Genomic DNA, 10,899 nt, shown 5'->3' on the forward strand with positions numbered 1-10,899 from the left:
CCTCACGACCGTCCCGGAAACCCCACCCCCCACAAATGCACCGGCTCCCCCGAATGCATCAGCTCCCCGTACCTCCGGGTCATCGCCGCCAGCGCCGCCTCCCTCCCCAGCCCCGCCTCCAACGCCCTGTGATACGTGTCCACCTGCCAGGAAGCCCCGTTCACCTTCCTCCGGCAGCGCTCCTCGATCACCCCGAGATACCGGTCCCGGTCCGCCGCCTCCACCCCCCAGGCGTCCAGCCCCGCCGCGGCCAGCGGCAGCAGCTCCTCCCGTACGAGCTTCACCGCCGGCACCTTCTGCGTACCCGCGCCCCGCCCCGCCCGTGGCCACACCAGTTCCGCGTCGATCCCGTACCGGCAGGCCGCGTCGAAATTCGCCTCCGCGTCCGCGAACGCCATCCGCCGCCACACCGGCCTTGCGTCCTCGGCGAGCGCCCGCACCAGCCCGTAGTAGAAGGCCGCGTTCGCGATCACGTCGGTCACGGTCGGCCCCGCCGGCAACACCCGGTTCTCCACCCTCAGGTGCGGCACGCCGTCGGCGATCCCGTACACCGGCCGGTTCCACCGGTACACGGTCCCGTTGTGCAGCACCAGCTCCTTGAGCTGCGGCACCCCGCCCTCGTCCAGCACCCGCAGCGGCTCCTCCTCGTCGCAGAGAGGCAGCAGGGCCGGGAAGTAGCGCAGGTTCTCCTCGAAGAGTTCGTACGCCGAGTCCACCCACTTCTCGCCGAACCAGGTCCGCGGCCGCACCCCCTGCGCGATCAGTTCCGGCGACCGGGTGTCCGTCGCCTGGGTGAACAGCGGCGGCCTCGACTCCCGCCACAGCTCGTGCCCGAACAGGAAGGGCGCGTTGGCTCCCACGGCGATCTGCACCCCGGCGACCGCCTGCGCCGCGTTCCACACGTCGGCGAAGCGTCCCGGGGTCACCTGGAGGTGCAACTGCACGGACGTACAGGCCGATTCGGGCACGATCGACTCGAAGTTGCAGGTCAAGCGCTCGACACCCTCGATGTCGAGCTGGAAGGGCTCACCCCTGGCCGCCACGATCTGCTCGTTCAGCAGCTCGTAGCGGTCCACGTCCGAGAGGTTCGCGTGGACCAGGTCGCCCTGCCCCAGCGTGGGCAGGATGCCGATCATCACGATTCCCGCGTCGACCTCGGCGGCCTTCCGGTGGGCATAGCCCAGACCGGTCCGCAGTTCTTCCGCCAATTGATCGAGAACGCGCCCGCCCAACCGGTGCGGAACAATGTTGACCTCCAGGTTGAACATCCCGAGCTCGGTCTGGAAATCCCGGCTCGCAATGCGCTCCAGCACCTCCGCATTCATCATCTTCGGCAGCCCGTCTGGCCCTGCGAGATTCAATTCGATCTCCAGCCCCATGAGATTCTTCGGCCGGTCGAACTTCTTCTCGTCCAGGAGCCTCGCGAGCCCCGCCAGACACTCGTGGAGCTTGTGCCGGTATTTCTGCCGGTCAACCAGGTCGAATCCGTTTGCCACGACCTTCTCACCCATCGGAGCGTCCTTCCTCAGCCGGGGCAGCCCGCGGCAACGACCACTGCGTCCTGTGGTTCACGGTCGATGATGCCCCGGCGGACTGATCCATAACGCCCCGCACGCGACCGGTACGCAGTACCCTCGGTGCGAATTCCGGCGGGCACATTCCGCGGGCATGGTGCAGGGCGCATTTACCAGCCGCGCGGAAGTGGTCAAAAATGCCGATGAGTTCCAGCCGACCACCTCTGTCGAAAATGCCCTGGAAGCGCCCTGCATTTCGCGCCCCGAATCGGGACCTTTCCCTCACTGAATGCCCTCTCCACAGGGCCGAATACTGCCTTGCGGGCCATATCTACGACGACTAGACGAAACACCGTGTGAACACGTGTCGTATAAACTCCGCGAACGAGGCGGAGAGTTGACGCCAGGCCATCGCCCCAGGCCCCCTCCGGCCCCGCACCGCTGACAGCGCCGTCCGCACCGCCCAGGCTTCACCATGTCTCCCAGAGCGAGAGGCGACCCACCATGCCGCTGCACGTACCCCCGGCTCCCGCGCCCGCCCTGCGCAGCGTTCTCGCGGCACTCGGCTCCCCCACCGCCGTCGCCGAAGCCCGCACCCCGGCCCTCCGTTCCCTCCAGGGGCCGCTCACTCCCGAACTCCCCCTCCCCGTCCACGTCCTGGACCAGATCACCGGAGGCGCCCGGCCGCCCCGTACCCGCCTCACCGGGTGGCGGTTCCTGATCCGCAACGGCGACCGGGCGGTGGCCGCGGCCGACACCGTGCTCACCCCCGACGGCTGGACCTTCTCCCACTTCTGCGAGGGCCCCTACCTGAGCTCCACCGAGCGCGCGCTGCGCCAGGCCGAGGGCATGGCCGCGGCCTACCAACCGCGCCTGCTGTCCATTCCCGCCCTGTACATGCTGACCCTGTGGCTGCACGGCGACCCCACCGCCGACGCCTCCACCGGCGCCCCTGCCCCGTCCGACATCCTGGTGCCGCTGGCCCCCGCCCCTCCCGGCATCGCCCCGCACCACCCCTGCAAGGCCGCCGACCTGCTGCCCCTCCTCACCCTGCGACTGAACCCGGTCCCCTCGGTCCCGCTCCTCGGCCAGCCCGCCTGACCGTCCTCCGTACGGACGCCCCGCCCTCCCCGCACGGAGGCGCGGGGCGCCGCCGTGCCCATGTGACCCATCCGGACTAGCCCGCCCGGGTCACCCCGAACCACCCGAAGAGAGGGGGCAGTTGAGCTGAACCGTCCGCACGGGTGATGCGTCCTCAATCAGTGAGTAGTGCTGCCGTGAAATCCCTGCGGATCGACGCCCGTAGGGCAACACTGGAACCGGACCAACTGATACGGGGGCGGCCATGAACACCGATTCAAGCCGCAGTGACACCTTCACCACCACCACGCAGCGAAAGAACCCATCCATGTGCCAGCACCAGCCATCCTGCCCGACCGCCGAATCAGCCGACCGGGAGGCCGCCCGTCCGACGGCGAACCACCCGGAGCAGGGCTGGAGCCTGCTGTGCAACGGCGTCCTCCTCTTCGAGGACACCGGCGAGCTGCTGCCGAACGGGCAGATCATCGCACCGCACCGCCCGCTGGACGTGGCCACCGCTGCCTAGGCGATCCGCGCAGAGGCTGAGACAGCCGCCACACGCACCACGCAGAATGACGTACGACGAAGGGGCCGGCCCGGAGCTTCCACTCCGAACCGGCCCCCACGCATGTCAACCGCCGGGCGGCACCCGTCAGTTGTCGTACTCCTCCATCGGCGGGCAGGAGCAGACCAGGTTGCGGTCACCGAAGGCACCGTCGATCCGGCGCACCGGCGGCCAGTACTTGTCGGCCGCCGAGACCCCGGCCGGGAAGACTGCCTCCTCACGGCTGTACGCGTGCGTCCACTCGCCACCGAGCGCGGCAGCGGTGTGCGGGGCGTTCGCCAGGGGGTTGTCGTCGGCCGGCCATTCGCCCGCCGCGACCTTCTCGATCTCGCCGCGGATCGCGATCATCGTGTCGCAGAACCGGTCCAGCTCGAAGAGGTTCTCGCTCTCCGTCGGCTCGATCATCAGCGTCCCTGCGACCGGGAACGACATGGTCGGCGCGTGGAAGCCGTAGTCGATGAGGCGCTTGGCGATGTCGTCCACACTCACACCCGTCGCCTTCGACAGCGGGCGCAGGTCCACGATGCACTCGTGCGCGACGAGGCCGTTCGGACCGGTGTAGAGGACCGGGAAGTGCGGCTCAAGACGCTTCGCGATGTAGTTCGCGGCGAGCACCGCCACCTGTGTGGCCCGCTTCAGGCCCTCGCCACCCATGAGCCGTACGTACGCCCAGGAGATCGGCAGGATGCCGGCCGAGCCCCACGGTGCGGCCGAGATCGGGCCGACGCCCGTCTCCGGTCCTGCCGACGGCTGGAGCGGGTGGTTCGGGAGGTACGGCGCGAGGTGCGCGCGCACACCGACCGGGCCGACGCCGGGACCGCCACCGCCGTGCGGGATGCAGAAGGTCTTGTGCAGGTTCAAGTGGCTGACGTCGCCGCCGAACTTGCCCGGCTTGGCGAGGCCCACCAGCGCGTTGAGGTTGGCGCCGTCGACGTACACCTGACCGCCGGCCTCGTGCACGGTCGCGCAGATGTCGGCGACGTGCTCCTCGAAGACGCCGTGCGTGGACGGGTAGGTGATCATCAGCACCGACAGCTCGTCCCGGTACTGCTCGATCTTGGCCCGCAGGTCCTCGACGTCGACCTCGCCGTCGTCCGCGGTCTTCACCACGACGACCTTCATCCCGGCCATGACCGCGCTCGCGGCGTTCGTGCCGTGCGCGGACGACGGAATCAGGCACACGGTGCGCTGCTCGTCGCCGTTGGCCCGGTGGTACGCCCGTACGGCGAGCAGCCCGGCCAGCTCACCCTGCGAACCGGCGTTGGGCTGGATGGACACCGCGTCGTACCCGGTGACCTCGGCGAGCCGCTCCTCCAGCTCACGGATGAGCGTCAGATAGCCGGCGGCCTGCTCGATCGGCGCGAAGGGGTGGATCTGGGCGAACTCCGGCCAGGTCACCGGCTCCATCTCGGTCGTCGCGTTCAGCTTCATGGTGCAGGAGCCGAGCGGGATCATGCCGCGGTCCAGCGCGTAGTCGCGGTCGGCGAGCCTGCGCAGGTAGCGCAGCATGGCCGTCTCGGAGCGGTGCTGGTGGAAGACCGGGTGGGTCAGGAAGTCGTCGGTGCGCAGCAGGGCCTCGGGCAGCGCCTCGCCGACCGCCGCGTCCAGCGCCTCGATGTCGCCCTGGACCCCGAACGCGGCCCAGACCGCGGTCACTTGGGCCCGAGCAGTGGTCTCGTCGCACGCCACGGACACCAGGTCTGCGTCCACCAGCCGCACATTGACCCCGTGGTCCCGCGCGGCGGCGACGACCTCGGCGGCCTTGCCCGGCACTCGTACGGTCAGCGTGTCGAAGTACTCCCCGTGCACGACCTCGACGCCACCGGCCCGCAGCCCCTCGGCGAGGATCGACGCGTAGCGGTGCGTCCGCCGCGCGATCCCCTTGAGCCCCTCGGGGCCGTGGTAGACGGCGTACATCCCGGCCATGACGGCCAGCAGCACCTGCGCCGTACAGATGTTGCTGGTCGCCTTCTCGCGGCGGATGTGCTGCTCACGCGTCTGGAGCGCCAGCCGGTACGCCTTGTTTCCGTCCGCGTCCACGGACACGCCCACGAGCCGCCCCGGCAGGCTGCGCGCGAACTTCTCGCGTACGGCCATGAACCCGGCGTGCGGTCCGCCGAAGCCCATCGGCACACCGAATCGCTGCGTCGTACCGACGGCGATGTCGGCGCCCAGCTCACCCGGCGAGGTCAGCAGCGTCAGCGCCAGCAGATCCGCGGCGACGGTGACGATGGCGCCCAGCTCGTGCGCCTGGTCGATGACCGGCTTGATGTCCCGTACGACACCGGAGGCGCCCGGGTACTGCAGCAGCAGACCGAACACACCGCGCTCGGCGAGCTCGGCCGGGATTCCTCCCGCGAGGTCGGCGACGACAACCTCCACACCCGTCGGCTCGGCCCGTGTCTGAATCACGGCAATGGTCTGCGGAAGCGTTTCCGCATCGACGAGGAACACTCCCTTCTTGACCTTGCCGACCCGCCGCGCCAGCGACATGGCCTCGGCCGCCGCGGTGCCCTCGTCGAGCAGCGAAGCGCCCGACGTCGGCAGCCCGGTCAGCTCGGCCACCATGGTCTGGAAGTTGAGCAGCGCTTCAAGGCGGCCCTGCGAGATCTCCGGCTGGTAGGGCGTGTAAGCCGTGTACCAGGCCGGGTTCTCCATCACGTTCCGCAGGATGACGGGCGGAGTGAACGTCCCGTAGTACCCGAGACCGATCATCGGGGCCAGCACCTGGTTGCGGTCGGCGAGCATGCGCAGCTCGGCCAGCACCTCGGCCTCGGTCCGCGCGTCCGGCAGGCCCAGCGCCTCGGCGTTCTTGATCGCGTCAGGCACCGCAGCGGCGGTCAGCTCGTCCAGCGACCCGTACCCGACCTGCGCGAGCATCTTGGCCTGCGCTTCACCATCAGGTCCGATATGACGCTGCTCAAAGGGGATTCCACGCTCAAGCTCTGCGAGCGCAATACGACGGTTGGCGGTCATCTGCGGAAGGCCTCCTGGTCTGACACGACCTGCGAGGGGCACCACGGCACGGGTACCCGGACGGCCTCCCCCTCTGTCATCTCAACCTGAGAGCTTCACCGGAGCACCACGTACGGAGCTCCGACTTTCACCGTCGGTGAGGAAGGATCACGCACCGGCCTGTGCCGTGCCCGCCACCCGCCCTGCTTTCCAGAGTGACCTCGTCCGTGCGGTACAGGGGCCTGAGAGATTCCGGGGAGGAGTTGCTCCTTCGGCGCCTCCGAAATCCACCTCGGAGGACTCTCCCGCACAGGGTCAGCAGCCATCGGCCAGCCTACCAGCGCACTCCCGCCGCAATCCCTCGAGTGGCCAGGCTCTCAATTCTGCTCTTTCGTATGTTTTACGGGGTTCACACAGCAGTTGCGACCAGTTGAAGGGACCGACCGTGCAGACCGACATCGATCCGCGCAGCCTGATCGGCCGCAAAGCATTCGACCGCAACGGCACCAAGATCGGAACGGTGGACGAGGTCTACCTGGACGACGCCACGGGCATCCCGGAGTGGGCAGCCGTCCGCACCGGTCTCTTCACCCGCGACGCCTTCGTCCCCCTGGAACCCAGCAGCCTCGTGGGCAACACCCTTCGCATCCCCTTCGAAAAGTCCCTGATCAGAGACGCCCCGGACTTCGGCGTAGGCCGCCACCTCTCCCCCGAACAAGAACTCCAGCTCTACCACCACTACGGCCTCAACTCCCCGCCCCCCACCACCCCCGACAAAGACTTCGGCACCCTGGCCAACGGAGAATCCTGACCGCCACCCCCACGGCACCCCCACGCTGCGGGCATGCGTTCCACCTGGGACAAGCCCGATCTCCCCCACCCGCACGGGGTCGAGAGCCTGACGGGACCGCCCCCTCAACCGAAACCGAGAGCATGGCGGGAGCTCACGGACCCGGCGGACCCACCTGCACCCTCACTCCGAACAGACCCACCCCCACCCCACGGCCCCATCCCCCCATCACCACTACCCCACCGCACCACGCACGCATCACCCCCGCCCCACCCGCACCGCACTGCCAGTACGCCTTCAGCTCATCCAGGTCCGACCACACCCCGATCGCCCCACCCGCACCACAGACCCACCACCCCCACCGCACCGCGCACGCATCACACCCGCCCCACCCGCACCACAGACCCACCACCCCCCGCACGCATCACGCCCACCCCCACACCCCCGCACACCCCACCACCCGCACCCGCACCCGCACCCGCACCCGCACCCGCACCCGCACCCGCACGACGCTCCCCACCCGCGCCGACGCCCAGCCCCTCCATCGCCCTCCGCCGCCGAAGGCCCAGGCTGCCCCACCCACCTCCTTAAGGCCCCATGTCCCCCGGCACCCCCACCAACGGCAACGGCTCCGCCACCTCCAACTCCGGATCGTCCACCCGGAAGGTCCGCACTCGCCCCGGACCCGGCGACCCCGGCTCCTCGAACCGCACCGTCACCCGCCCCACCCCGCTGCCCTGCACCCACCCCGCGCCGTACTCCGCATGCCGCACGTCGTGCCCCGCATGCCACCGCCGCTCAGCAACCGGCTCACCCCCGTCGCCCCCGGCCTCACCCCCGGCCCTCTCCCCCTCCGCCCCTGCCTCCTCAACACCCTCCCCCGCAGAATCCGCCAACCCGGTACGCCCCAAATCCCCCTCCCCCGCATCAACCCCAGCCGCCATTTCCCCGCCCTCCCCCGACTCCCGCGCAACCTGCGCGGCCTGCGCCGCCTGCGCAAAAAGGTCCTCCTGGGTAAAGTCCGCCAGCCCCGTCACCCCCACGCCCAGCAGCCGCACCCCACCCGTCGTGTCCACACCCTCCAGCAGCCGTGCAGCCGCCTCCCGCACGACCCCGGTGTCGTCCGTCGGCCCTCGCAGCGTCTCCGACCGCGTCAGCGTCGAGAAGTCGAACCTCCGCACCTTGAGCACCACGGTCCGCCCCGACCGTCCCGCAGCCCGCAGCCGCTGCACACACCGCTCCGCCAGGCGCTCCACCTCGGACCGCACCCGCACCCGGTCGTGCAGATCCACGTCAAAGGTGTCCTCGACCGACACCGACTTCGCGTCCCGCTCCGCCACCACGGGCCGGTCGTCGATCCCCCGGGCCATCCGGTACAGCGACGCCCCGTGCGCCCTCCCCAGCAGCCGTACGAGCTCGTCCTCGCCCGCCGCCGCGAGGTCGGCCACCGTCGTCATCCCGGCCCGCCGCAGGTGATCCCCCGTCGCGGGTCCCACCCCGGGCAGGATCCGCACGGACATGGGCGCGAGCAGCTCCCGCTCGGTCCCCGGGGCTATCAGCACCAGCCCGTCCGGCTTGGCCTGCTCGGACGCGATCTTGGCCAGCATTTTGGAGCCCGCGAGCCCCACCGACCCGCTCAGCCCGGTGACCTCCCTGATCCGCTCCCGCAGCCGCTCGCCGACCTCCCGCGCGGACTCGGTGTCGGCGGCCGTCCCGCCCGCCTCCAGGTCCACGAACGCCTCGTCCATGCTGAGCGGCTCCACGAGGGGCGACAGCTGCCCCAGCAACTCCATCACCTGCTCGCTCACCGTCCGGTAGAGCGAGAAGCGCGGCACCAGGTAGGCGGCGTTCGGCGCGAGCCTGCGAGCCTGCGCCATCGGCATCGCCGAATGCACCCCGAAGCGTCTCGCCTCGTACGAAGCGGTGGCGACCACCCCACGGGGCCCCAGCCCGCCCACGACCACCGGTTTCCCGCGCAGGCTGGGTTTCGCCGCCTGCTCTGCGGCGGCGAAGAAGGCATCCATGTCGAGATGCAGAATGGTCGGCGCGATCCTCACACCACCGATGCTGCCCTACGCCACTGACAATCGGCCGAAGGGCGTCAGCCGGCCCGGTTCCGCCGGCGCGCCAACTCGTCCCCCGGATTGTTCCCGACCAGCGTCTCGCCCGTGTCGACGCGCTCCCCGTGCAGCTGCGACAAAGCCGCCTCCACGTCCCGCCACACCACGCCCACGGCGATCCCGAAGATCCCCTGGCCGCCCTGCAACAGGCTGACGACCTCGTCCGGCGAGACACACTCGTAGACGGTCGCCCCGTCGCTCATGAGCGTCATCCGCTCCAGATCCTGGAAGCCTCGCTCCCGGAGGTGCTGCACGGCGGCGCGGATGTTCTGGAGCGCGACACCGGTGTCCAGGAACCGCTTGACGATCTTGAGGACAACGACGTCACGAAAGCTGTAGAGCCGTTGCGTCCCGGACCCGTAGGCGGGCCGCACACTCGGCTCCACGAGCCCGGTGCGCGCCCAGTAGTCCAATTGCCGGTACGTGATACCGGCCGCCGCGCATGCGGTGGGCCCCCGGTACCCAACCGTCTCGGTCACCCCGGTAGCGGCCTGTGCCGCCGCGAGGGTGTGCTGACTTGCTGTGGGGTCGGCCGAACTGCCGAGCGGATACGGCCCGCCCGTCGCCGTACCGTCGCCGCTGATTCTCACGCCGACCTCCGTCCTTGACCTGCCTTGTCGACGGTAGGCAGTCACCCGGGGTGCGTCAACGATCGCCACACTCGGCACGCCGAGTGATAATCACCCTGAGAGTGGTTTCCCGTGCCTCTCATCGGGGAAAGACTTCTCGAATGCGCTGAAATCCTCCGGGAAACGGCGGGCCCGGCCGGGGAGCGCGGCTCACCGGCCGCAGCTCACGGCCGGCAGCAGCTCACTGGCTGTTGGTGCCGAAGTCCTCCGGCGAGATCTGGTCGAGGAACTCGCGGAACTTCTCCACCTCGTCCTCCTGCTCGTCCGGAATGGCGATCCCCGCGTCGTCCAACACCCCGTCACTGCCGTAGATCGGCGTCCCGGTGCGCAGCGCCAGCGCTATCGCGTCGGACGGCCGCGCACTGACCTCCACCCCGCTGGCGAAGACCAGCTCGGCGTAGAAGACCCCGTCCCGCAGATCGGTGATCCGCACTTCGGTGAGCTCCTGGCCGACCGCTTCGAGCACGTCCTTGAAAAGGTCGTGCGTCAGCGGCCTGGCGGGTGCCAGCCCCTGCTGGGCAAAGGCGATGGCCGTGGCCTCACCCGGTCCGATCCAAATGGGAAGGTACCGGTCGCCTCCCACTTCACGCAGGAGCACGATCGGCTGGTTGTTGGGCATTTCCACCCTGACACCTACGACGTCGAGCTCGTTCACACAGCAACCCTAGGACGTGCCCGACCGGTTTGGGTAGTCGGGCTCCTGTTCACTCCAAGTACGGCTCAGTTCGAGCCGGACCTCAGCGCCGTCTGAACCAGCGCCGCATGCAGTCGTACGGTCAGTCCCGCAAGCTCCCTGGTGGTCGCCTCGGCATGCGTCCTGGTCTGCGGATTGCGGTGCCTCCGCAGCGGTGCGACGACGTTGCCGATCAGCCCGGCCTCCCGGTCCGCCGCGGCCTTCATCGCCTTCAGGTGCCGCGGCTCAAGACCGAACCGCCCCAGATCCGCCACAAGCTTGGCGACCGTGACGGCCTCGGCGTCGTAGCCGCCGTCCGGCAGCTCCGCGATGAGTCCGTACGCCTCCCACTCGCCCAGGTCGCTCTCCTCCACCTCGGCGGCGGCGAGCAGCTCGTCCCGCCCGAGGCGGGCCACGGTCGCTCGCTCGGGCACCGTCTCCGGCGCCCCTTCGAGCAGCTCGCGCGGGCCGCCGGGGGAAGGCAGCTGGACGTTCTCGCCGCGCTCCAGCGCGGCGAGGTGCTCCTTGATGACCTTGAGCGGGAGGTAGTGGTCACGCTGCATGCGCAGCACC

The 10,899-nt window shown here is 69.8% G+C and carries 9 protein-coding genes and 1 riboswitch; of the genes, 3 read left to right on the plus strand and 6 right to left on the minus strand.

Annotated elements, in window-relative coordinates:
* Window positions 1-2 precede the first annotated feature (2 nt).
* Window positions 3-1,511: a glutamate--cysteine ligase gene (locus ACWGIG_RS30510; protein ID WP_453324917.1), complete on the minus strand. Its 1,509-nt coding sequence runs from the start codon at window positions 1,509-1,511 to the stop codon at window positions 3-5.
* Window positions 1,512-2,018: 507 nt separating this feature from the next.
* Between ACWGIG_RS30510 and ACWGIG_RS30515 the strand changes: the two genes are divergently transcribed.
* Entirely contained in the window at window positions 2,019-2,615 is a 597-nt protein-coding gene (locus ACWGIG_RS30515; protein WP_453324918.1) for a hypothetical protein, read from the plus strand.
* Window positions 2,616-2,922: 307 nt separating this feature from the next.
* Window positions 2,923-3,120, plus strand: coding sequence for a DUF5999 family protein (locus ACWGIG_RS30520; protein WP_362428633.1), 198 nt, complete (start codon window positions 2,923-2,925; stop codon window positions 3,118-3,120).
* Window positions 3,121-3,246: 126 nt separating this feature from the next.
* Here ACWGIG_RS30520 and gcvP read toward each other — a convergent pair whose 3' ends face one another.
* Window positions 3,247-6,135 (minus strand): aminomethyl-transferring glycine dehydrogenase, encoded by a 2,889-nt coding sequence (gene gcvP / locus ACWGIG_RS30525; protein ID WP_453324919.1) that lies wholly within the window; start codon window positions 6,133-6,135, stop codon window positions 3,247-3,249.
* A gap of 199 nt (window positions 6,136-6,334) precedes the next feature.
* Window positions 6,335-6,432: riboswitch (glycine riboswitch) on the minus strand.
* 127 nt (window positions 6,433-6,559) lie between these two features.
* On the opposite strand from gcvP, the gene ACWGIG_RS30530 reads away from it, so the two are divergent.
* A complete protein-coding gene (locus ACWGIG_RS30530; protein ID WP_453324920.1) occupies window positions 6,560-6,925 on the plus strand; it encodes a PRC-barrel domain-containing protein in 366 nt (121 codons plus the stop codon).
* Between the two features lie 566 nt (window positions 6,926-7,491).
* On the opposite strand, the gene ACWGIG_RS30535 is transcribed toward ACWGIG_RS30530, so the two are convergent.
* From ACWGIG_RS30535 to ftsR, 4 genes are all read right to left on the minus strand, one after another.
* Window positions 7,492-8,961: a DNA polymerase IV gene (locus tag ACWGIG_RS30535; protein WP_453324921.1), complete on the minus strand. Its 1,470-nt coding sequence runs from the start codon at window positions 8,959-8,961 to the stop codon at window positions 7,492-7,494.
* Between the two features lie 44 nt (window positions 8,962-9,005).
* Entirely contained in the window at window positions 9,006-9,614 is a 609-nt protein-coding gene (locus ACWGIG_RS30540) for a MerR family transcriptional regulator (protein ID WP_453324922.1), read from the minus strand.
* Between the two features lie 220 nt (window positions 9,615-9,834).
* Window positions 9,835-10,308 carry a bifunctional nuclease family protein gene (locus ACWGIG_RS30545; RefSeq protein WP_185033262.1) on the minus strand — a complete coding sequence of 158 codons (474 nt, stop codon included), beginning with the start codon at window positions 10,306-10,308 and terminating at the stop codon, window positions 9,835-9,837.
* Between the two features lie 65 nt (window positions 10,309-10,373).
* The coding region (gene ftsR, locus ACWGIG_RS30550; protein ID WP_453324923.1) for a transcriptional regulator FtsR at window positions 10,374-10,899 on the minus strand (526 nt) is incomplete at its 5' end.

This window comes from Streptomyces sp. NPDC054863 (assembly GCF_053610825.1).